The sequence below is a fragment of the Butyrivibrio sp. NC2007 genome, assembly GCF_000421405.1.
In the GTDB taxonomy this organism is placed as follows: domain Bacteria; phylum Bacillota; class Clostridia; order Lachnospirales; family Lachnospiraceae; genus Butyrivibrio.
In genome coordinates, this window is record NZ_ATWY01000013.1 from 13,703 (window position 1) to 36,126 (window position 22,424).

Genomic DNA, 22,424 nt, shown 5'->3' on the forward strand with positions numbered 1-22,424 from the left:
GCTTGGTCAAGGGCTTTTGTTTTATCCTCTTTTGGAGATTAGTTGAATCCACTATATGGTGTACTTAAAGAATGATGTTTATATGGGCATGCCATATGATCAAAATACAATAGTGGAAGATTATCCAGAGAAGAAAGCTTTATTGTGGCTGTTTTTCCTGAATCAAAACGAGTATCACTATAAGTGAAATCCGTTTCTTCAAGATAGCCTTGCTTTACTTCCCAGATTGTAACTGTGTTAAGATTTTCTACTTTACTTGAAAGAATCCCATTTATATCTGTAAGACTATACCTAAAAATTAAGTAATTACCCGATTTTACGTGATGGCCTTTGGGAGCATTTCTTCCAATAGCAGTTTTAATCTCAATTCCCATATTTCTACTATCTGTCGGTAACAAATCCGGATAAGTGTTAGGCTCATTTCTGTAGTATCTATTATTACTATATTTTACAACTCCTGATCCTAGTATATTACCAACAACTGAGGATAGATTTGCCTTTTCAACCAAAAGTGAAAATTTATCAGAACCATTATCCGATAAATTCTCGTCAATTATATCTAAGGTAGTATATAAATGACTAATACATCCACGTATAATCTCAGGTGAAACTAACATAGAAGAATTGAAATTATCTAGTCTAAGAAATTTTTCCTCAAATTTCCTCATAATAGCAATTAAAGCTGAATTGCAGTCTTGAGAGCAATCTCCATCATATCTGTAAATCCGGTCTCACGCTCTTTTGCTGTGAGCTCTTCTGTCTTGAAGAGGTGATCTGAGCATGTAAGGATTGTAAGAGCATTCTTCTTAGCTTCTGCTGCGTTCATGTAAAGAGCAGGTGTCTCCATCTCTACTGCAAGAGCGCCCATGTTTCTGTAGAGCTCACTCTCGTTGCACTTCTTGTAGAATGCATCTGAAGAAAGAACATCACCTACGTGATACTTAACGCCTTTCTCCTTAGCGATAGCAACTGCTTTCTCGAGGATATTGTAGCTGCATGTAGGAGCGAATGTTCCCGGAAGTCCGAACTGGAATCCGTAGTTGGAATCTGTGTGTGCTCCCTGAGCAAAGATGATATCCATAACATTTACATCGTCCTGAAGTCCGCCTGCGCTGCCGACTCTGATGATGTTGTCAACATCGTAGAAATTAAAGAGCTCATAGGTATATATACCGATTGAAGGAATTCCCATTCCGTGTCCCATTACAGACACCTCTTTTCCCTCGTACTTACCGGTAAAGCCCAGCATTCCTCTTACTTCATTTACGCACTTAATATCTGTAAGGAAGTTCTCTGCAATAAATTTCGCCCTGAGTGGATCCCCGGGCATAAGAACGGTCTTGGCGAAATCGCCTTTTTCTGCTTGATTGTGTGGTGTTGCCATAACTACCTCCTTTTTTTAATTATCCGGATAGTTTATCATTCCCTGCATCCAGATATTTCCTTTAAATCTTCTGCCTACAGCCGGCTCTCCGAGAAGGTCTGCCTCGTTGATGCACACGTCAAACTCAATCTCGTTGCAAAGGATCCTCATAATGTAGACAGCTTCATCCGTGAAACGATTGATGACCTTCTGACTATCAACAACCTCTCCCAAAACAGAATACTGATCGCACTCAACACCATAAGGCATAAAGTAAGTATCAACCAGGCTGTAGATATCCTGCTTCCTGATCTTCTTGGAAAGGGTCGTGTAAAGATCCATGTCATCAAGAGTCAGGGACTCAATGGCTGTTTCGTCCCCTCGTCTTGCATTGTTTATAAGTTTATTTCTGTAATTTAGTTTTTTCTTTGCGACCTCTTTCTCTTCTTCGGTCTTTGCAATCGGCATCATGATCTGACCCTTGATTGAAAGAGCTGAAAGAGAAAGCGTAGTTCCCTTGATTGGAAACTTGTTTTCGTTCTCATACTTGATGTAAGGAACCATGTTCTGAAGATAGAAAATAAGTGTCACGCCAAGCCTTGGTTCATTGCAGACTCCTGCGTATGAATATGTGGCTGCATGTCTCTCAATATTGATATCTTCTTCGGTACTTACAGCAGATGGGATAAGGTACGGGTAGTAGTACTCGTAGATGAACTTATCTTCATCATCAAATTCACCGCATACTGCTACTCCGATCCTGTCAGCAAAGTCCCTGGCAAACTCCGCCAGGATCACGTTCTCATTGTTGGTCACATAGGACCTCTTCTGAGCATTCTGAATAGAACTCGTGATAAGCGCAGTCAGTTCTTTTCTATCTTTAATTTTTGAAAAACCAACAGCTCTTAAAAACTTGTGCAAAAAGATTATACCTCATTTCCGATTACATTGATCTCATGCCTTAGCATTGGGAACAAGAACTTCCTTGCCACCCATGTAAGGACGAAGAACCTCAGGAATCTTAACCGTTCCGTCAGCCTGAAGGTTGTTCTCAAGGAATGCTATGAGCATTCTTGGAGGAGCAACAACTGTATTGTTAAGTGTATGAGCAAGATAGTTTCCATCCTTGCCCTTGATTCTGATACGAAGTCTTCTTGCCTGAGCATCGCCAAGATTTGAGCAGCTTCCAACCTCGAAGTACTTCTTCTGTCTTGGTGACCATGCTTCTACGTCGCAGCTCTTGCACTTAAGATCTGCAAGGTCTCCTGAACAGCACTCAAGAGTTCTGACAGGAATATCCAGTGATCTGAACAGATCAACTGTGTTCTGCCAGAGCTTGTCATACCATGTCTTTGAATCCTCAGGCTTACAGATAACTACCATCTCCTGCTTCTCGAACTGATGGATTCTGTAAACACCTCTCTCCTCGATACCGTGTGCACCTTTCTCTTTTCTAAAACAAGGTGAATAGCTGGTAAGAGCCATAGGCATCTGATCTTCAGGAACAATCTGATCGATGAACTTACCGATCATTGAATGCTCACTGGTTCCGATGAGGTAAAGATCCTCACCTTCAATCTTATACATCATAGCCTCCATCTCAGGGAAGCTCATAACACCTGCAACAACATTTCCGTGGATCATGAAAGGAGGAACACAGTAAGTGAAACCTCTGTCGATCATGAAGTCTCTTGCATAGCTGATAACTGCTGAGTGAAGTCTTGCGATGTCGCCCATGAGATAGTAGAAACCATTACCTGCTACTCTTCTTGCAGCATCAAGATCGATTCCGTTAAAACTCTCCATAATATCAGTGTGGTATGGAATCTCAAAATCAGGAACAACCGGATCACCATACTTCTGGATCTCAACGTTCTGTGAATCATCCTTACCGATAGGTACTGACTCATCGATGATCTGAGGAATGATCATCATCTTATTTGTTACCTGCTCATCGAGCTCTTTCTGCTTAGCCTCAAGCTCTTCAAGACGCTTAGCTTCCTTGGCAACTTCATCCTTAAGTGCCATAGCTTCGTCCTTCTTGCCCTGAGCCATAAGTCCACCGATCTCTTTTGAGATCTTGTTTCTGTGAGCTCTTATCTCATCTGCTTCCTGCTGATTGATTCTTCTCTGCTCGTCAAGTGCAATAACCTCATCAACAAGAGGAAGCTTCTCATCCTGGAATTTCTTCTTGATGTTCTCCCTAACTACGTCAGGATTCTCTCTTAAAAATTTAATGTCGATCATTTTTGATCTCCTCCACTTAAATATATTTTATGCAATTATATTTTATAAATCTTATCTTCTGTTAACACTTTCAAGTGCCATATCAAGAGCTTTCTTTTCTTCACCGCTAAGTTCCACGTCAGCGATTCCGGCTTTTATATCTTTTGAATAAGAATAGTTTAATCCGTCTGTGCTGTGAACTGAGTTAAGAAGCACTCCGTTGTCGCTCTCATCCAAAAGGCAAAGTGCAAAGCTGAGCTTACCACCACTTTGATTGAATGCATCATACTTATGAAGTCCAACCTTTTGGAAGGTTCTTGCCATTCTTCTGTTGATATCAATAATATCTTTTCGGTTCTTTTCGTTCTCACTTCTTATAAGTCTGTTATCATGGAAAAGACCTATGATCTCATCTTCTAATGAGTCAGCTTCTTTTCCCTGCATGAACTTATTGTATTTTCTTTCCAGCTTTTTAAATTTCTTCCCCTGAAGAACAACCAGTACAATAAGAACAATTAACAGAAGGATCAAAACCAGAAAAAGAATTCCCGGATCTAATGCGCCTAGCCCGATAGCATTAAAAATATTGCTGTTCATATTTCCCCCAAATAAGTTTTATTCTCTGCAGATTCTATCGATGATTTTCTCAAGGTCATCATTGTTGTAGAACTCAATCTGTATAAGTCCTACACCATCTCCCTTGGATGTAACTTCAACCTTGGTGCCAAGTGCCTGTTTGCACTTCTCGGAAACTTCTGCATAAACTGCATCGATGCTTGGATTAGACTTAGTTGCAGTCTTTTTCCTTGATGCTGTCTTTCCAAGATTCTTTACAAGTTTCTCAGTATCTCTAACATTTAGTTTCTCATCAAAAACTTTCTGAGCCAGTAGATACTGTTCATCAAGATCATCAACAGGAATTAATGCTCTTGCATGTCCGGTTGAAAGCTGCCCATCAATTACCATTTGTCTTACTTTTTCACCAAGCTTTAATAGTCTTAATGAATTGGTAATTGTTACTCTGCTCTTTGAAACTTTCTCAGCAACTACATCTTGTGTATATCCAAAGTCCTCAATGAGTTTTTTATATGCCAGCGCTTCTTCAATGGGATTGATGTCTTCTCTCTGAATATTATCAATAAGAGCAATCTCAGCAATCTCATTCTCTGTTAAATCTTTTATAATAACCGGAACTTCTTTAAGTCCTGCTTTTCTTGCTGCTCTCCAACGACGCTCACCACCAACTATTTCATAGTGGTCTTTTTTATCTGTTACAATAATAGGATTAATTATTCCAAACTGTTTGATTGATTCAGCCAGTTCCAAAAGAGCATCTTCATCAAATGTCTTTCTGGGCTGATTCCTGTTTGGTTCAATCTTTGTAATGTTTAACTTTACTACCTGACCTTCTATATGCTGTTCAGTCGGTATTTCTTTTTTCGCATTAGTTACCTTGGCTGGGATCATTGCATCTAATCCCTTTCCAAGTCCTCTTTTTGCATTCTTTGGTGCCATGTTATTCCTCCAACCACTATATTAGTCAAACTTTCTATTGATAACTTCCTTTGCAAGAAGTCTGTATGCCTCTGCTCCGGCAGACTTTGGTTCATACTGATTTATGGGCATACCATAACTGGGAGCTTCAGCAAGTCTGATATTTCTTGGAATGATAGTCTTGTAGACATTCTCCTCAATATGTTCCTTAACGTTCTCAACTACCTGAAGAGAAAGATTTGTTCTGGAGTCAAACATCGTAAATACAATGCCCTCCATCTCAAGCTCAGGATTAAGTCTCTCCTTTACAAGGTTTACTGTGTAAAGCAACTGACTAAGTCCTTCAAGAGCATAATACTCACACTGAATTGGAACCAATACTGTGTTGGCAGTTGTCATAGCATTGACTGTCAACATACTAAGTGATGGCGGACAATCTATGATAATAAAATCATAATTATCTTTAACATTACTGATTGCATTTCTAAGAATGAATTCCTTATCATCAGCATCGATAAGTTCTATCTCAACCGCTGCAAGATTTACATTAGAAGGTATGATATCAACATTCTTAGCTACCTCTTTAGTAATAGCTTCATCTGTTGTAATCTCACCTATGAGCAATTCGTAGATAGTATTCTCTATCTCGTTTTCATCAAGACCAAGTCCACTGGTTGTATTTCCCTGAGGATCAGTATCGATTACCAGGACCTTTTTCCCTGCTTCACCAAGTGCAGCAGACAAGTTAATAGATGTGGTGGTCTTTCCTACACCACCTTTTTGGTTCGCTATCGCTATAACTCTTCCCATTATTCCTCCACCTTTTTTAAAAACGCTATATTGATTGTAACACAATTTCTTATTTATTGAGCACACCAACCAAACTTTTTATCTATGTCTATATGTTGTGGCTTAAATTGTGTTATCCAATTATACAATAATCAATAAAATAAATGTTTCACATGAAACATTTCTATATCTTGTACCTTAATGTTTCATGTGAAACTATTTTTTGGGTTTGAATTGTTTATAATTGTAATGTTTCACATGAAACATTATTTTTCGAACCACTATATCTATGACAACGGCTGTTTCGAAGGTATTCCCGCCTTCCTTGGATATTTCTTAGAAGTATTCTCCTTCTTCTCAACAATACATATTGTCCTACTAACATCTGAGTCCGGTAAAAGAAATTCTTCCGCAGCAACAAGTTTACCACCAAGTAAGTGAATAGCTCCCTTTGCATTCTTAAGTTCTTCCTGAGCTTTCTCACTTTTGTATGCAATGAAGGATCCACCAACCTTTACATATGGTAGACAATACTCAGATAGAGTTGCCATATTAGCTACCGCTCTGGAAACAGCAATATCAAAAGTCTCCCTCAGTGAACCTTCCTTAGCAAGACAATAATCTTCTGCTCTACCATGAAGAGTCTCGATTGATCCTCTCTCATTAAGTCCAAGCTGATCTATTACTTCATTAAGGAAATTGAGTCTCTTATTAAGAGAATCCAAAAGAGTAATATGCAGATCAGGAAAAACTATCTTGAGTGGAATTCCCGGAAAGCCGGCTCCGGTTCCAATATCTACCAGTGAATAATCCTTCTTTGAAAAATCGAAGTACTTACATCCGGAAATACTATCCACAAAATGTAACTTACATACGTCGTTAAACTCTGTTATAGCTGTAAGGTTCATAACCTCATTCCATTTGATAAGCAGTTGGTAATACTTATCAAACTGGTTAAGCTGCTTATCTGTAAGTTCAATATCAAAGGAAGAAAAATCCTTTATCATCTGACTGTAATCATTTGTCATTCTCTGTTCCTCTATGAAGTGAATCAAGGTATATGATCAGCACCGAAACATCGGCAGGATTAACTCCACCGATTCTTGAAGCCTGACCAATATTTGTAGGTCTGAACTTTTCAAGTTTTTGCCTGGCCTCTAACCTTAAGCTGGATACATCATCATAATTTATATCCGCAGGTATCAATTTCTTTTCAAGCTTTCTGAACTGATCAACCTGTCTCTGCTGTCTTTCTATGTATCCTTCATATCTGATGGTAATTTCTACCTGCTCAATTACATCGGCCGGAAGCTCTTTTCTATCAGGGTCTATTTCAGCGATCAGATCATAATTGAGTTCCGGTCTGCATATAAGTTCAGCAAGAGATGTTGCAGTCTTAAGAGATGAGCTTCCACACTTCTCCATGAATTCCTGGATCCTTGCATTAGCTCCGACTGTTGTCTCTTTCAATCTCTTGACTTCAGCGTTTATCATCTCTTCTTTCTTAAGAAGCTTTTCATATTTTTCATCGCTGATAAGTCCTACTTCATGACCTTTTCCTCTGAGGCGAATATCAGCATTGTCCTGTCTGAGCAATAATCTGTACTCTGCACGGGAAGTCATCATTCTGTATGGCTCAAAGTTTTCTTTTGTAACAAGGTCATCTACAAGAACTCCGATATATCCTTCAGACCTGTCGATTGTCAGATACTCTTTTCCGAGAATCTGCATCGAGGCATTTATTCCTGCATAAAGTCCCTGAGCAGCAGCTTCTTCATATCCGCTACTTCCGTTAACTTGTCCGGCACTAAAGAGTCCTCTTACATTTTTGATTTCCAGAGTCGGATGAAGCTGTCCGGGACAAAGGCAATCATACTCAATTGCATAAGCAGACTTAACAATCTTACAATTCTCAAGACCCGGAACTGTTCTATACATTGCAATCTGAACATCCTCAGGAAGTGAAGAACTCATTCCGTCAATATACACTTCATTGGTATAAGTTCCTTCCGGCTCAACAAAAACATGATGTCTGTCATGGTCAGGGAACTTGACAACCTTATCTTCAATAGACGGACAATACCTTGGGCCGACACCTTCAATGATACCTGCATATATCGGTGATCTATCTATGTTTTTTCGTATTATTTCATGTGTTTTTTCATTTGTATATGTGAGATAACATGAAACCTGAGGTCTCTGCACATCGGCAGGATCTGTATCAAATGAGAAAGGAATAACAGGTGTATCTCCAAACTGCTCACTCATCTTGGAATAGTCAATCGAATTGCCATCCATTCTGGCAGGAGTTCCTGTTTTAAATCTCCTAAGCTCGATACCTGCTTTAATCAGAGAATCAGATAAATAGTTAGATGGTAAAAGACCATTAGGACCACTGTAAGTAATCGCTTCACCGGTAAGACATCTGCTCTTAAGATAAGTTCCGGTACAAATAATTACAGCTTTGGCCTCATAGATAATTCCAGAAAAGATCTTTACACCGGTTATTACTTTTGTGTATCCTTCTTTCTTAAGATCCTCATCATCAGTATCTTCGAAAAGAAGTTCTGTAACTTCTGCCTGTTTGATGTAAAGATGCTCTTGCTCTTCCAAAACTTTTCTCATGGCTTTGGAGTATTCCATCTTATCAGCCTGACATCTGAGTGAATGTACAGCCGGACCCTTTGAAGTGTTCAGCATCTTAGACTGAAGGAAAGTCTTATCAATGTTCTTTCCCATCTCTCCGCCAAGAGCATCGATCTCTCTTACAAGGTGTCCTTTTGATGATCCACCGATATGTGGATTACAAGGCATAAAAGCAATATTGTCAGCACTCATTGTAAACATAACAGTCTCAAGACCAAGCCTTGCACATGCAAGTGCTGCTTCACAACCGGCGTGACCGGCTCCGATAATTGCTACATCAATTTTTTCTCTTACTTCGATCATAAATTATTTACCCATACAGAATTTGGAGAAGATTTCTTCTGCCAGGTCGTCACCTATTTCTTCTCCTATTATTTCACCAAGATATACATAAGCGTTTGTAAGATCAACGGTATAAAAATCTTCCGAAAGATCTTTTTCAATACTATCTATTACAAGAGCCAGACTTTCAACAGTTTTTGAAAGAAGCTCCTTATGTCTTAAGTTAGTAATATAGATTTCCTGCTTCGGAGCAATCTCACCACCAAGGAAAAGCTCAGTAATGGCGCGCTTTAGCTCCTCTATACCCTCTCCATTCAATAATGACGTGGTGATTACAGGAAAATCTACAGGTTCGCTTCCTGAAAACAGCATAGGAAGGATATCTTTTGATATTTTTATATCACCTGTCAGATCATTCTTATTAAGAATTACAATAGTCTTCTTATCTGCACAGAGACTGCTTATCTGCTTATCTTCTTCATCAATCTCAGATGTGGAATCAATTATATAAAGACAAAGATCAGCTTCTTCTACTTTTTCTTTTGCCTTATCAACTCCGATCTTCTCAATGAGATCTTCAGTGTCTCTTATTCCTGCAGTGTCTATAAGATTAAGAATTATATCATCAAGTCTTACCGTCTCTTCAATGACATCTCTAGTTGTTCCGGCTATATCAGTTACGATTGCCCTTTCATTTCCGGAGAGTGCATTTAAAAGAGATGACTTACCTGCGTTTGGTTTTCCAATGATAACAGTTTTAATTCCGTCTTTTCTGATCTTACCCTCATCTGCTGTCTTTAAAAGCTTTCTTATTTTTTCTGACATTGCAGTCACTTTTTCTTTTAGTTTGTCAGAGTATCCGGTAAGATCGTAGCTCTCGGGATCATCAATTGCAGATTCAATATAGGCCATCTGATAGAGAATGTCTTCCCTTAGGGCCTTAACTTCTTTGTAGATACTTCCCTGAAGCTGGGCTCTTGAGCTGTCCAGAGCAAATTTGTTCTGTGCTCCAATGATGTCCATTACTGCTTCTGCTTTGGTAAGGTCAATCCTTCCACTAAGGAAAGCTCTTTTTGTAAACTCACCGGGCTCGGCAAGTCTGCAACCCTTTGCCAGAAGCAAGGACAGAATCTCATTCATCACCAGCATTCCACCATGGGAATTGATCTCAATTACATCTTCCCTGGTATAACTATGAGGTCCTTTCATAAAAGAGATCATGACTTCATCAACAATATCTCCCTGATCATTGCAGATGTATCCGTACTTTATGGTATTTGGTTTGTGGGTTAAAAGAGTGTGCTCCTTCTTTGGAGAAACATAAATCTTATCACAGATTGTAAGGGCCTCTTTTCCACTGACTCTTATAATACCAATTCCGGCATCGGACATGGCAGTTGCTATTGCGCAGATTGTATCATCATTAAAGTTATTTAAAACACTGCTCATAATTTTTCCCTAAATAAAACCCCTCAAGACCAAGGCTTGAGGGGCAATCTAATCTTCATCCAAAGATTATTTCTTTAAAGTAACAACTACTCTTCTGAATGGCTCATCACCTTCACTGTGAGTTGTAACAAATCTGTCGTTCTGAAGAGCTGAGTGGATGATCCTTCTCTCATAAGGATTCATTGGCTCAAGAGCAACTGACTGTCTTGTTTTCTTAACCTTTATAGAAATATTCTTTGCAAGGTTCTCAAGAGTAGCCTTTCTTCTTTCACGATAATTCTCTGTATCAACTTTTACATGAATGTACTCTTCTGTCTCTCTGTTAACTACAAGAGAAATCAGGTACTGGAGTGAGTCAAGAGTCTGTCCTCTCTTACCGATGAGAACTCCCATCTCATCTCCTGAAAGCTCTACATCAAGGATGTTCTCTTTGTCATTGAATTTGGAGTTTAAGTTAACTTCCATATTCATTGCGCCGAACACATCCTTAAGGAATGCGTTAGCCTTTGCTACAAGCTCATCTCCGTTGATGTTTGAAGAAGCTTTTTTCTCAGCCTTAACTTCTTCCTTAGGAGCTTCCTTCTTTTCTTCCTTCTTTTCTTCCTTTTTAACTTCTTTCTTTACTTCGGGCTTTTCTTCTTTTTTAGGCTCTGCTTTTACTTCCTCTACTGCAGGAGCTTCTTCTTTGATCCTAGCTTTGATAACAGCAGGCTTTGAAGCGATTCCCAAAAATCCTGAAGATCCGCTTGATACTACTTCATAATCAAGTCTGTCGCTGGTAACCATTAATGTCTCACATGCTTCAGTGATGGCATCATCAAGGTTTTTTGCTGTAAACTCTCTATATTCCATTATAATATAACCTCCCGGAAAGATTACTTATTATTCTTTTCATTAAAGTCTTTTACCATGTTTGCTTTAGCAAGAAGTGAATCCTTACGGATCTCCTTATTGTTGTAAACAGATTTAACCTTCTCAAGCTTCTCTTCCTTCTCAGCTTCTGAAATGCTTGAATCCTTAGCTGAAGAGAGGTCGTTGTTCTTGGTTGAAAGGTTAGCATAAAGACTCATCTGCTTGGTTGTCTTGTTCTTCTCAAGCTTCTCTTTATACTTAGCTGTGTTCTTGGCAATCTCAGCATCGATGTCGATCTTGTCAATGTGTCTGTTGATAACAACCTGCTGGATTGATCTGACAACAGCACCGGCGATCCAGTAAATACCCATACCTGCAGGAAGACTAAGACAGAATACTGCTGACATGATAGGCATCATGAGGTTCATGGTCTTCATTGACTGCTGCATCTGAGCTGTAGGATCATCAGCATTTGCCTTGCTGTTATCTGAAGCAGGCTGTGGCATAAGCTTAGTGTTGATCCACTGTGTAAGTGCTGCAAGAACAGGAACCATAACACCACCGAGCATCAGAAGGAATGCCTTATCAGCAAAACCTGTCTTGATCATGTACATAGGAGTATCACTGATGTTAAGACCAAGGAAGTAGTTGAATCTGGTAAGTGCTGAATGTGTGTTTTCAATTGATGCTGAAAGTGATGGGAACTGAGCTGTTAAGCTGTTCCAGTCAGCTGTTGATGCTTTATTAAGAACATCAATAAATGTGTTCTTAATATAAGTAGGATCACCTGATGTAAATGCTTCATTTGTAAACTGATTCTTGAACATTGAAGCACTTGAAAGTGTCTGTAAGAAATCAGCAGCACCTGTTGTTGCTAAAAGATCTTCTACAAGAGGTGAGAATGCATTCTTAACGATAGTTACGTAAGCAGGAATCTGGTAAATAACACGGTAAAGTGCAAAGAGGATAGGCATCTGGATAAGAAGCTGAAGACAGCTACCTGTCTGAGATACGCCGTACTTAGCATAAACCTCTTTTGTCTCCTGCTGCATTGCAAGCATTGAATCGTTGTCTTTCTTACCTTTGTACTTAGCCTGAATAGCCTGAAGCTCTGGGCTCATCTTAGCCTGAAGCTTGGAAAACTTCTGCTGCTTGTATGTCAAAGGTAAAAGACATAAGTAAATAACAATAGTAAAGATAATGATGGCAAGACCAATGTTTGGAATACCAATAGCATTTAAAACATTGAAAATACCATTCATAAGATGACCGAGAAGCCATGCAACCGGTCCTACAATTTTACCCTGATACTGGGTAAGTAAAACTCCCTTCAAATCATACCTCCTAACGAATTATGGAACCGGATCATATCCACCGCTGGAAAAAGGATTGCATCTGAGAATCCTCCAGGCAGCAAGTAATCCCCCTTTGATAGCTCCATATTTTTCTATTGCTTCTAGTCCATACTCGGAACATGTTGGTATGTATGGACATTTTGTTCTCTTTAATGGAGAAATATACTTCCTATAAAGTTTGATCAAAAAGATTAATATCTCTTTCATCTCATTCACCGCCATTTTTTATTATGCGGGCCTTACCTGCCAGGCTTAAAAGAGATTCCTGTATGTCAAAAAAGCTGGCATCTCTCGCACAGGCTCTGGCAACGACTACTATATCCAAACCACTATTGAATACATTTTCATGTAGTCGGTACGCTTCTCGAACCAGTCTTGCAAATCTGTGCCTTACAATACTGTTCCCTATTTTTTTACTACATGAGATTCCGATCTTATTATTAGAACCGCCATTTTCCCACACATAGACAACAACGAATTTATTGGCATAACTCTTGCCGTTCTCATAACAGTTTCGAAACTCTTCTGTCTTTTTCATTGAATCTGAAAAAAGCATTTTCTAATTCCTTTATTACAGATGAAAAAAGGTCACATTATTATGTGACCTTTAAAATCATGCTGATAGTCTCTTTCTTCCTTTAGCTCTTCTGGCAGCTAAAACTTTTCTACCGCCCTTTGTAGCCATTCTTGCTCTGAAGCCGTGTACTCTGGCTCTCTGAAGCTTATGAGGCTGAAATGTCATCTTCATATTCGGAAACACCTCCTTCTTAAACAAACTAACCTATTTAAAGGTCCGTTAAATGAGAAGAAACTTCTCACAATTATCAATGATTACATCCAGTGTGGAAAAAATCTTTATAATTATAATAAATAAAATCCGCTTGGTCAAGCCATTAATGGACGGTTTTTCATCCTATTATATTTTAAATATTTTTTTCAAAAATTTTCCACCAAGATGTAGTGCTATAAAAAATTATCCACAGCAAAATGTTGATTTTGTGGATAACTTGTGAATTAATAATTTTTTTTAAAAGATATCCACATTTTTTTTAATTTTTGTGGAAAAGATAGTTATTCTTTAGTGGTTAATATCCTAGAAATGCCGTATTTAAGCCATTTATAACGGTAGATAGCTTAAAGTGGATAAACACCTATTTTTCCACAGAGATTTTTTTCGTAAGTTTTTCTCACATTTTTAAAAAAAGTTATCCACAATTTTCGTCTGATTGATATTTAAAGTCATTTAATATAAAATAGAAAAAGTCTAAATTTATGCTTTGTTTGGGGAAATCTTATATGCAATCATCTACTGAAATCACCGAAATATTAAGAACAAATTGGGAATCTATCAAGAATACCATCAAGAATGAAGCCGGTATTACTGATATTTCTTATAAAACCTGGATTGATCCTCTTACTGTATACGGATTTGAAAACAATACAGTTAAGATCTTAATCCCTTCGGATAACTCTATTGCTCTTTCATACATAGTAAATCATTATGTTGGATTCTTTCAGGTAACAATTTCGGAACTGCTTGAGACAGTTATAGAAGTATCTTTCATTTTAAACAAAGATATTATTAATAATGAAGAAACACATGAAAATGTAACTGAAGAAAATAATTCACCTCAGTATTCATCAGGTATTTCACACGAGAATTCAAATCTTATTCCTAAATACAGATTTGATACCTTCGTTGTAGGAAGTAACAACAAGTTTGCTCATTCAGCTGCTCTTGCAGTTGCTGAATCTCCGGGAACAGCTTACAACCCTCTTTTCCTTTATGGAGGACCGGGACTTGGTAAGACTCACCTTATGCATTCAATAGGTCACTTTATTATTGAACATAATCCACAGGCCAAGGTTATATATGTAACATCTGAGCAGTTCACCAATGAAGTTATCGAATCTATCAGAAGTAACAGACCTGAGAACATGAGTAAGCTCAGAGAGAAATACAGAACTGTTGATGTTCTTATGGTCGATGACGTTCAGTTTATTATAGGTAAGGATGCAACACAGGAAGAGTTTTTCCACACTTTCAATGCTCTTCATCAGGCAGGTAAACAGATAATCCTTTCATCCGATAAGCCTCCCAAGGAAATGGCTACTCTGGAAGAGAGATTCAGATCTCGTTTCGAGATGGGACTTATTGCTGATATCCAGTCTCCTGACTACGAGACAAGAGTTGCAATTCTTCGTAAGAACGCTGAAGACTATGGCAGAAGGATTGGCGATGATGTAATCGACTACATCGCTACCAATATCAAGTCAAACATCAGAGAGCTAGAAGGTGCTTTCACTAAGATCATCGCATACTCAAGACTTAACAATGTTGATATCACACTTGAGAATGCAATGGAAGCTCTTAAGGATATCATTTATCCTGACAAGACCAAGGTTATTACTCCGGCTCTTATCATGGATACCGTATGTGAACAGTACGGAACCAAGAAAGAAGACATTGTTTCTAAAAAGAGAAATGCAGAAATCGTTCTTCCAAGACAGATCATCATGTACCTTTGCAGAGAACACACAGATGCTTCCCTGGAAGAAATCGGAAGGATCCTTGGTAAGAAAGATCACACAACTGTTATGAGCGGAATCAATAAAATCAAGCAACTTATTGCTTATGATGATGACCTTAACAGGAATTTAGATGTTATAGTTAAAAAATTGAATCCTTCTTTATAAAAAATAGACCACAATTTGTGGATAACTTTTTAGAAATTATGTGATTTAAAAGAGGATTAAATGTTGATTGAGGGTGGATAAGTTTTTCCACCCTTTTTTACTAATATTTGCCTTGTTTATAACTTTAGAATTTTCAACATCAATTTTTTTGTTTTCAACACCTAAAAATTTGTAAAAAAGCCTTTAAAATTGTATAATAGAATAGGTTTTACACTTATCAACATCTATTAATACTGTTTTTATTATTAATTAATAAATATTTTATATTATAGTTTTGTGTTGAAGGGAGTCGAGGATTAAATGAAATTTGTTTGCTCAAAATCTAATCTGGTAAGCGGATTACAGATTGTATCAAAAGCAGTACCTTCTAAGACAACAATGTCTATATTGGAGTGTATCCTTGTTGATGCAACAGAAGGAGTTATTAAGTTTATTGCCAACGATATGGAACTTGGTATCCAGACCGTTGTTGAAGGTAACATAATAGAGAGAGGTTTTATTGCAATAGATGCCAAGATCTTTGTTGATATTGTAAGAAAGCTTCCTGACAATGATGTAACCATTGAAACAGATACATCTAACAAAGTAACTATCAGCTGTGAAAAGGCTAAGTTTAATCTACCCGGAAGAAAGGGTGATGATTTTACTTATCTTCCTGCCATTGAGAAGATCGATGGTGTCAGCGTTTCTCACTTTACACTTCGCAGTGTTATCCAGCAGACTATTTTCTCTATTGCAGAGAATGATGCCAACAAGATGATGGGTGGCGAGCTCTTTGAAGTTGACGGAGAGAATTTAAAGCTTGTATCTCTTGATGGACACAGAATTTCCATCAGGAAGGTTAAGCTTTCAGGAAGCTATCCATACAAGAAAGTTATCGTTCCCGGTAAGACACTGGGAGAGATCAGTAAGATCCTCAGTGACAGCACAGACAAGATGGTCAGCATCTACTTTACAGACAAGCACGTACTCTTTGAGTTTGATAAGACAACCGTTGTATCAAGACTTATCGAGGGCGAGTACTTCAGCATAGACCAGATGCTCTCAAGTGATTATGAGACCAAGATGAGCATCAACAGGAAAGAGCTTCTTGAGTGTATCGACAGAGCAACTCTTCTTGTAAAAGAAGGCGACAAGAAGCCTGTCATCATGTCAGTTACTGACGAGACAATGGAACTCAAGATCAATTCCGCTATAGGTAGCATGGATGAGGAAATAACAATCGAGAAGCAGGGAAAAGACATTATGATTGGCTTCAACCCTAAGTTCCTTATTGATGCTTTAAGAGTTATAGAGAACGAGACTATCGATATGTATTTTGTTAATCCTAAGGCTCCTTGCTTTATCAGAGATAAGGATTCAACTTATATCTATCTTGTACTTCCTGTTAACTTTACAACAGTTGATTAACAAAGGACACTAATGGAAACAATAAAACTTAGAGAAACAGATGAATTTATAAAGCTTGGCCAGGCCCTTAAAAAGGCCGGCCTTGAGAGCTCCGGTGTAGATGCCAAGATGGATATCCAGTCAGGGCTTGTTAAAGTAAACGGAGAAATAGAAGAAAGAAGAGGCCGTAAGCTTTACGACGGAGACATCTTTGAATTTAACGGCAAACAGGTAAAAGTAGAAAAATGATAATCAAATCATTAGAGCTGGCCGATTTCAGAAACTACGACAATCTGAAAATAGATTTTAGCAGCGGAACCAATATTTTATACGGTGACAATGCCCAGGGTAAGACCAATATCCTGGAAGCTATTTATGTCTCAGCAACCACTAAGTCACACAAGGGCAGCAAGGACAAAGAAATAATTAACTTTGGTAAAGAAGAGGCTCATATCAGAACCATCTTAGAGAAAGATAACGCTGAATACCGCGTAGATATGCACCTTCGAAAGAACAAATCCAAAGGTATAGCAATTGATGGTCAAAAGATAAAAAGAGCTTCAGATCTGATCGGAAGACTTAACGTGGTCTTCTTTTCTCCTGAAGATCTTAGCATTATTAAGAATGGTCCGTCCGAAAGGCGCAGATTCATGGATATGGAGCTGTGTCAGTTAGATCATATATATCTAAACAGCCTTTCTAAGTACAACAAGCTTGTAGTCGAAAGAAATAAAGTTCTTAAGGATCTATTCGAAAAGCCTGAAAACAGTGTACTTTTGGATGTTCAGGATAAGCAGCTTTGTGAGTATGGATCCGTCATTATCAAGGCCAGAGAAAAATTCATCAAAGAGCTTAATGAAATAATCAGTCCTATTCATGAGAAGCTTACAGGAGGAAAAGAACTTCTCTCTGTTTATTATGAGCCCAATGTAAGCTTTGAAGAATTCGAGAAGAAACTTTCAGCTTCCAGAAAAAAGGATATGTATGCCAAGCAGACCACCATTGGTCCGCACAAGGATGATTTTTCATTCATTGTAAAAAAGGCACAGGATCCGGAAAAAGAAGGAATCGATATCAGAAAGTACGGCTCTCAGGGCCAGCAAAGAACAGCATCTCTTTCACTAAAATTATCAGAGATTGAGATTGTAAAGAAATCCAAAAAAGACAATCCGGTGCTTCTTCTGGATGATGTTTTGTCAGAACTTGACAGCAACAGGCAGAATTATCTTTTAAACACCATAGGTGATATTCAGACCATCATAACATGTACCGGACTTGATGAATTTGTAAATAACAGATTTGAAATAGATAAGCTGTTTAAGGTTACAGAAGGAACAGTAAGCAGCGAGAATTAAGGAGTAGAGAATGAGTAACGAAGAAGTACAGTATGGCGCCGATCAAATCCAAATTCTTGAAGGACTTGAAGCGGTAAGAAAAAGACCCGGTATGTACATTGGTACTACAGCAAGCAGGGGACTTCATCACCTGGTTTATGAGATTGTTGATAACTCAGTAGATGAAGCGCTTGCAGGTTTTTGTGATCATATTGAAGTTACCATCAATGAGGACAACACCATTATCGTCAAGGATAACGGACGTGGAATTCCTGTTGATGTAAACCACAAGTCAGGCCTTACCGGAGTAGAGGTAGTATTTACAATTCTTCACGCCGGCGGAAAATTCGGCGGTGGAGGATACAAGGTATCAGGCGGACTTCACGGTGTTGGAGCTTCAGTAGTTAACGCTCTTTCAGAGTGGCTGGAGGTTCAGGTAACAAGAGACGGTAAGGTTTATCAGCAGCGCTACGAAAGAGGTAAGGTTTGCTATGCCCTTAAGGAAGTAGGCACTGCTCCTGAAGGAGTGACAGGTACAAGAGTTTACTTCAAGCCTGATGCGCTTATTTTTAAAGAGACAACCGTCTATGATTACAACATCTTAAAGCAGAGACTGCGTGAAATGGCATTCCTTACAAAGGGACTTCGCATCACACTTACAGATATGAGAGTAGAAGAAGGCGAGGATCCTATATGCCAGACCTTCCACTACGAGGGTGGAATAAAAGAGTTTGTCCAGTACCTTAACAAGTCTAAGACATCTCTTTATCCTGATATCATGTACTTTGAAGGAAACAAGAACAATGTTGCTGTTGAAGTATCTCTCCAGCACAACGATTCCTACACAGAGAGTATTTATACCTTCGTTAACAACATCAATACTCCTGAGGGCGGTACACATCTTGAAGGTTTCAAGGCAGCACTTACCAAGACCTTCAACGATTATGCAAGAGCCAACAAGATGCTTAAGGATAACGAGGAGAACCTCTCCGGAGAAGATATCCGTGAGGGACTTACAGCTATCATAAGCGTAAAGATAGAAGATCCTCAGTTTGAGGGACAGACCAAGCAAAAGCTCGGTAACTCAGAAGCAAGAGGAGCTGTAAACAGCGTTGTAGGCGAGCAGCTCACATACTTCCTTGAGCAGAATCCAAGTATTGCCAAGCAGATCCTGGATAAGGCTATCCTTGCTCAGAGAGCAAGAGATGCTGCAAGAAAGGCAAGAGATCTCACAAGACGTAAGTCAGCTCTTGACGGACTTGGACTTCCCGGCAAGCTTGCAGACTGTTCCGACAAGGATCCTAAGAACTGTGAAATCTTCATCGTTGAGGGAGATTCCGCCGGCGGATCAGCTAAGACAGCAAGAAGCCGTGCAACACAGGCTATCCTTCCTCTTAGAGGTAAGATACTCAACGTAGAGAAAGCAAGAGTAGACAGAATCTACGGAAATGCCGAGATCAAGGCTATGATCACAGCCTTCGGTACAGGTATCCATGATGATTTCGATATCAGCAAGCTTCGTTATGACAAGATCATCATCATGACCGATGCCGACGTAGACGGTGCTCACATCGCAACACTGATGCTGACATTCCTCTACAGATTTATGCCACAGCTCATTAAAGAAGGTCATGTTTACCTGGCTCAGCCACCTCTTTACAAACTCGAGAAGAACAAGAAGGTGTGGTATGCATACAGTGATGAGGAGCTCAACAAGATCCTCACCGATGTAGGAAGAGACCAGAATAATAAGATCCAGCGTTACAAAGGTCTTGGTGAGATGGATCCCGAGCAGCTTTGGGAGACAACCATGGATCCTGAGAGAAGAGTACTCCTTAGAGTCAACATCGACGAGGAATCAGAGTCTGATATTGACGTTACATTCACAACTCTCATGGGTGATAAGGTTGAACCAAGAAGAGAGTTCATCGAGAAGAACGCTAAATTCGTTAAAAACTTAGATATCTAAAAGAAGGACGATTAAATGGCCGAGAATAATAACAATAACAACAACGAAATGCCGGAGGATGTTTTTGATAAAACAACCACCGACAGAATAAAAGAGGTCGATCTCCAAAAGACCATGGAAGCGGACTACATCGATTATGCCATGAGCGTAATCGCATCCCGTGCCCTTCCTGATGTAAGAGACGGACTTAAGCCGGTTCAGAGAAGAATACTCTACTCCATGATAGAGCTCAACAACGGTCCCGATAAGCCACATCGTAAGTGTGCTCGTATCGTCGGTGACACAATGGGTAAATATCACCCACACGGTGACAGCTCGATCTACGGAGCATTGGTTAACATGGCTCAGCCCTGGTCCATGAGATACTGCCTTGTTGACGGACACGGAAACTTCGGTTCTGTGGATGGCGACGGCGCAGCTGCCATGCGATACACTGAGGCTCGTCTTACCAAGATTTCAATGGAGATGACAGCAGATATCGGAAAAGATACTGTTGATTTCACTCCAAACTTTGATGAGACAGAGAAAGAGCCTGTAGTTCTTCCCAGCCGTTATCCTAACCTTCTGGTAAACGGAACAACAGGTATTGCCGTAGGTATGGCAACCAATATTCCTCCTCACAACTTAAGGGAGGTTATAAATGCCGTAGTTAAGATGATCGACAACAAGGTACTTGAAGACAGAGAGACCGAAGTTGATGAGATTCTTGAGATAATAAAAGCTCCTGATTTCCCTACAGGCGGAATTATCCTCGGAACAAGAGGAGCAGAGGAAGCTTACAGAACAGGTAGAGGAAAAGTTATTGTAAGAGCGGTTACTGATATTGAGCCCATGCAGGGTGGAAAGAACAGGATCGTTGTTACAGAGCTTCCATACCTTGTAAACAAGGCTAACATGATCGCTAAGATTGCTGAGCTGGTTAAGCTGAAGAAGCTTGACGGAATCACAGCACTTAGAGATGAGTCAGACAGAGAAGGTATGCGTGTAGTAATCGAGCTCAGAAGCGATGTTAACCCTAACATCATGCTGAACAAGCTCTACAAGCATACACAGATGCAGGATTCCTTCGGAATCATCATGCTGGCTCTTGTTAACAACCAGCCTAAGGTAATGAGCATCACCGAGATGCTTACTCATTACATCAAGCACCAGGAAGAGGTTGTTACAAGAAGGACCAGATACGACCTCAACAAGGCAGAAGAGCGTAACCACATCTTAGAGGGATTGCTCATAGCCCTTGATAATATCGATGAAGTTATTAAGATCATCAGAGGCAGTGAGACAGTAGCAATTGCAAAAGAGCAGTTGATGAGCCGTTTCGGTCTCTCAGAAGCTCAGGCACAGGCTATTGTTGATATGAGACTTCGTACTCTGACAGGTTTGGAGAGAGACAAGCTTGAACAGGAGCACGCTGAGCTCTTAAAGAGAATTGAGGAGTTGAAGGCTATCCTTGCAGACAAGAAGGTACTTCTTGGAGTAATAAAGACTGAGATCCTTGAAATCTCCGATAAGTACGGCGATGACAGAAAGTCTCAGATCGGTCATGACGATTCTGATATCGACATGGAAGATCTTATTCCTAACGTAAATACAGTTATTGCAATGACAGATCTCGGCTACATTAAGAGAATGTCCATTGATAACTTCAAGTCACAGAACCGTGGCGGTAAGGGAATTAAGGGAATCACCACAATTGACAATGACTTTGTGGAAGATATCCTTATGACCACAACCCACAACTACGTAATGTTCTTTACCAATACAGGAAGGGTATACAGGCTCAAGGCATACCAGATTCCCGAGGCATCAAGAACATCCCGTGGAATGGCTATAGTAAACCTTCTCCAGCTTGCACCCGGAGAGAAGATTTCTGCCATGATCCCTGTTACAGGCTTTGAGGATGAAGATAAGTCCCTGTTTATGGTAACCAAGAAGGGTACTGTTAAGAAGACTCCTATCACTGAGTTCTCAAATGTTAGAAAGACAGGACTTGCAGCCATCAACCTTCGTGATGATGATGAGCTCATCGAAGTTAAGACTGTAAAGAAAAAGTCAGAGATATTCCTGGTTACCAAGAACGGTATGTGCATTCACTTTGATGAATCCGACGTTCGTTCAACCGGAAGATCTTCTATCGGTGTAAGAGGAATGATGCTCGATGATACCGATGAGATCGTAGGAATGCAGATAGATACTCAGGGAGATTCACTGCTTATCGTATCTGAGAATGGCTACGGAAAGAGATCAACACTCTCAGAATTCCACTCACAGTTCAGAGGCGGAAAGGGAGTTAAGTGCTACAAGATCACCGAGAAGACCGGTAGCGTTGTAGGCGTAAAAGCTGTTAACGATGACAATGAGATCATGATGATCACAAATGCCGGAATCATTATTCAGCTTAGAATGAATGACATTTCCGTACACGGAAGAGTAACCTCAGGTGTTAAGATGATCAACCTTGATAAGGGTGTAACCGTTGCCAAGATTGCAAAAGTAAGAGAAAAGATATCTGACGGTGAAAAAGAGATCGACAATATCGATGATATTGAAGAATCCAGTGAAGAATAAATGAGGGGCTT

21 protein-coding genes are annotated in these 22,424 nt (G+C 39.5%); 6 read left to right on the plus strand and 15 right to left on the minus strand.

The window, feature by feature from the left end; genetic code table 11:
• Window positions 1-38: 38 nt before the first annotated feature.
• The 15 genes from G632_RS21275 to rpmH form a co-directional block, all read right to left on the minus strand.
• The gene (locus tag G632_RS21275) at window positions 39-617 is read right to left on the minus strand and encodes a hypothetical protein (RefSeq protein ID WP_022769272.1); all 579 of its coding nucleotides are present in this window, start codon (window positions 615-617) and stop codon (window positions 39-41) included.
• 59 nt (window positions 618-676) lie between these two features.
• Entirely contained in the window at window positions 677-1,384 is a 708-nt protein-coding gene (gene deoD, locus G632_RS0111185) for a purine-nucleoside phosphorylase (protein ID WP_022764910.1), read from the minus strand.
• A gap of 15 nt (window positions 1,385-1,399) precedes the next feature.
• The gene (locus tag G632_RS0111190; RefSeq protein ID WP_022769274.1) at window positions 1,400-2,284 is read right to left on the minus strand and encodes a DUF3881 family protein; all 885 of its coding nucleotides are present in this window, start codon (window positions 2,282-2,284) and stop codon (window positions 1,400-1,402) included.
• Window positions 2,285-2,317: 33 nt separating this feature from the next.
• A complete protein-coding gene (gene serS / locus G632_RS0111195; RefSeq protein WP_022769275.1) occupies window positions 2,318-3,610 on the minus strand; it encodes a serine--tRNA ligase in 1,293 nt (430 codons plus the stop codon).
• 51 nt (window positions 3,611-3,661) lie between these two features.
• The gene (locus G632_RS0111200) at window positions 3,662-4,186 is read right to left on the minus strand and encodes a DUF4446 family protein (RefSeq protein WP_022769276.1); all 525 of its coding nucleotides are present in this window, start codon (window positions 4,184-4,186) and stop codon (window positions 3,662-3,664) included.
• 18 nt (window positions 4,187-4,204) lie between these two features.
• Window positions 4,205-5,104, minus strand: coding sequence for a ParB/RepB/Spo0J family partition protein (locus tag G632_RS0111205; protein WP_022769277.1), 900 nt, complete (start codon window positions 5,102-5,104; stop codon window positions 4,205-4,207).
• Window positions 5,105-5,125: 21 nt separating this feature from the next.
• On the minus strand, window positions 5,126-5,893 hold the full coding sequence (locus G632_RS0111210; protein WP_022769279.1) for a ParA family protein: 768 nt from the start codon (window positions 5,891-5,893) through the stop codon (window positions 5,126-5,128).
• Window positions 5,894-6,159: 266 nt separating this feature from the next.
• On the minus strand, window positions 6,160-6,900 hold the full coding sequence (rsmG, locus tag G632_RS0111215; protein WP_022769280.1) for a 16S rRNA (guanine(527)-N(7))-methyltransferase RsmG: 741 nt from the start codon (window positions 6,898-6,900) through the stop codon (window positions 6,160-6,162).
• Entirely contained in the window at window positions 6,890-8,821 is a 1,932-nt protein-coding gene (gene mnmG / locus G632_RS0111220; protein WP_022769281.1) for a tRNA uridine-5-carboxymethylaminomethyl(34) synthesis enzyme MnmG, read from the minus strand. The genes rsmG and mnmG overlap by 11 nt, the downstream gene beginning before the upstream one ends.
• A gap of 3 nt (window positions 8,822-8,824) precedes the next feature.
• Window positions 8,825-10,249: a tRNA uridine-5-carboxymethylaminomethyl(34) synthesis GTPase MnmE gene (gene mnmE, locus G632_RS0111225; RefSeq protein WP_022769282.1), complete on the minus strand. Its 1,425-nt coding sequence runs from the start codon at window positions 10,247-10,249 to the stop codon at window positions 8,825-8,827.
• A gap of 66 nt (window positions 10,250-10,315) precedes the next feature.
• Window positions 10,316-11,101, minus strand: coding sequence for an RNA-binding cell elongation regulator Jag/EloR (gene jag, locus G632_RS0111230; protein ID WP_022769284.1), 786 nt, complete (start codon window positions 11,099-11,101; stop codon window positions 10,316-10,318).
• Between the two features lie 23 nt (window positions 11,102-11,124).
• Complete coding sequence (locus G632_RS0111235; protein WP_022769285.1) at window positions 11,125-12,435, minus strand: YidC/Oxa1 family membrane protein insertase; 1,311 nt, start codon at window positions 12,433-12,435, stop codon at window positions 11,125-11,127.
• 18 nt (window positions 12,436-12,453) lie between these two features.
• Window positions 12,454-12,663, minus strand: a complete 210-nt coding sequence (gene yidD / locus G632_RS0111240) for a membrane protein insertion efficiency factor YidD (protein WP_022769286.1) — start codon at window positions 12,661-12,663, stop codon at window positions 12,454-12,456.
• A 1-nt stretch (window position 12,664) separates the two neighbouring features.
• On the minus strand, window positions 12,665-13,012 hold the full coding sequence (gene rnpA, locus G632_RS0111245) for a ribonuclease P protein component (protein WP_022769288.1): 348 nt from the start codon (window positions 13,010-13,012) through the stop codon (window positions 12,665-12,667).
• Between the two features lie 57 nt (window positions 13,013-13,069).
• Window positions 13,070-13,204 carry a 50S ribosomal protein L34 gene (gene rpmH / locus G632_RS0111250; RefSeq protein WP_013282343.1) on the minus strand — a complete coding sequence of 45 codons (135 nt, stop codon included), beginning with the start codon at window positions 13,202-13,204 and terminating at the stop codon, window positions 13,070-13,072.
• A 548-nt stretch (window positions 13,205-13,752) separates the two neighbouring features.
• On the opposite strand from rpmH, the gene dnaA reads away from it, so the two are divergent.
• The 6 genes from dnaA to gyrA all read left to right on the plus strand — a co-directional run bounded on the left by dnaA (window position 13,753) and on the right by gyrA (window position 22,413).
• The gene (dnaA, locus tag G632_RS0111255) at window positions 13,753-15,153 is read left to right on the plus strand and encodes a chromosomal replication initiator protein DnaA (RefSeq protein WP_022769289.1); all 1,401 of its coding nucleotides are present in this window, start codon (window positions 13,753-13,755) and stop codon (window positions 15,151-15,153) included.
• A 300-nt stretch (window positions 15,154-15,453) separates the two neighbouring features.
• The gene (dnaN, locus tag G632_RS0111260) at window positions 15,454-16,563 is read left to right on the plus strand and encodes a DNA polymerase III subunit beta (protein ID WP_022769290.1); all 1,110 of its coding nucleotides are present in this window, start codon (window positions 15,454-15,456) and stop codon (window positions 16,561-16,563) included.
• Between the two features lie 12 nt (window positions 16,564-16,575).
• Window positions 16,576-16,791: an RNA-binding S4 domain-containing protein gene (locus G632_RS0111265; RefSeq protein ID WP_022769292.1), complete on the plus strand. Its 216-nt coding sequence runs from the start codon at window positions 16,576-16,578 to the stop codon at window positions 16,789-16,791.
• The gene (recF, locus tag G632_RS0111270) at window positions 16,788-17,897 is read left to right on the plus strand and encodes a DNA replication/repair protein RecF (protein WP_022769293.1); all 1,110 of its coding nucleotides are present in this window, start codon (window positions 16,788-16,790) and stop codon (window positions 17,895-17,897) included. Before G632_RS0111265 ends, recF begins: the two co-directional genes overlap by 4 nt.
• A gap of 10 nt (window positions 17,898-17,907) precedes the next feature.
• Complete coding sequence (gyrB, locus tag G632_RS0111275; protein ID WP_022769294.1) at window positions 17,908-19,845, plus strand: DNA topoisomerase (ATP-hydrolyzing) subunit B; 1,938 nt, start codon at window positions 17,908-17,910, stop codon at window positions 19,843-19,845.
• A gap of 48 nt (window positions 19,846-19,893) precedes the next feature.
• Window positions 19,894-22,413, plus strand: a complete 2,520-nt coding sequence (gyrA, locus tag G632_RS0111280; RefSeq protein ID WP_026512543.1) for a DNA gyrase subunit A — start codon at window positions 19,894-19,896, stop codon at window positions 22,411-22,413.
• Window positions 22,414-22,424: the final 11 nt, after the last annotated feature.

Coding starts and splice junctions, on each gene's coding strand:
- G632_RS21275 (WP_022769272.1), bottom strand. CDS start 617: ATGTTAGTTTCACCTGAGATTATACGTGGATGTATTAGTCATTTATAT.
- deoD (WP_022764910.1), bottom strand. CDS start 1,384: ATGGCAACACCACACAATCAAGCAGAAAAAGGCGATTTCGCCAAGACC.
- serS (WP_022769275.1), bottom strand. CDS start 3,610: ATGATCGACATTAAATTTTTAAGAGAGAATCCTGACGTAGTTAGGGAG.
- G632_RS0111200 (WP_022769276.1), bottom strand. CDS start 4,186: ATGAACAGCAATATTTTTAATGCTATCGGGCTAGGCGCATTAGATCCG.
- G632_RS0111205 (WP_022769277.1), bottom strand. CDS start 5,104: ATGGCACCAAAGAATGCAAAAAGAGGACTTGGAAAGGGATTAGATGCA.
- G632_RS0111210 (WP_022769279.1), bottom strand. CDS start 5,893: ATGGGAAGAGTTATAGCGATAGCGAACCAAAAAGGTGGTGTAGGAAAG.
- rsmG (WP_022769280.1), bottom strand. CDS start 6,900: ATGACAAATGATTACAGTCAGATGATAAAGGATTTTTCTTCCTTTGAT.
- mnmG (WP_022769281.1), bottom strand. CDS start 8,821: ATGATCGAAGTAAGAGAAAAAATTGATGTAGCAATTATCGGAGCCGGT.
- mnmE (WP_022769282.1), bottom strand. CDS start 10,249: ATGAGCAGTGTTTTAAATAACTTTAATGATGATACAATCTGCGCAATA.
- jag (WP_022769284.1), bottom strand. CDS start 11,101: ATGGAATATAGAGAGTTTACAGCAAAAAACCTTGATGATGCCATCACT.
- yidD (WP_022769286.1), bottom strand. CDS start 12,663: ATGAAAGAGATATTAATCTTTTTGATCAAACTTTATAGGAAGTATATT.
- rnpA (WP_022769288.1), bottom strand. CDS start 13,012: ATGCTTTTTTCAGATTCAATGAAAAAGACAGAAGAGTTTCGAAACTGT.
- rpmH (WP_013282343.1), bottom strand. CDS start 13,204: ATGAAGATGACATTTCAGCCTCATAAGCTTCAGAGAGCCAGAGTACAC.
- dnaA (WP_022769289.1), top strand. CDS start 13,753: ATGCAATCATCTACTGAAATCACCGAAATATTAAGAACAAATTGGGAA.
- dnaN (WP_022769290.1), top strand. CDS start 15,454: ATGAAATTTGTTTGCTCAAAATCTAATCTGGTAAGCGGATTACAGATT.
- G632_RS0111265 (WP_022769292.1), top strand. CDS start 16,576: ATGGAAACAATAAAACTTAGAGAAACAGATGAATTTATAAAGCTTGGC.
- recF (WP_022769293.1), top strand. CDS start 16,788: ATGATAATCAAATCATTAGAGCTGGCCGATTTCAGAAACTACGACAAT.
- gyrB (WP_022769294.1), top strand. CDS start 17,908: ATGAGTAACGAAGAAGTACAGTATGGCGCCGATCAAATCCAAATTCTT.
- gyrA (WP_026512543.1), top strand. CDS start 19,894: ATGCCGGAGGATGTTTTTGATAAAACAACCACCGACAGAATAAAAGAG.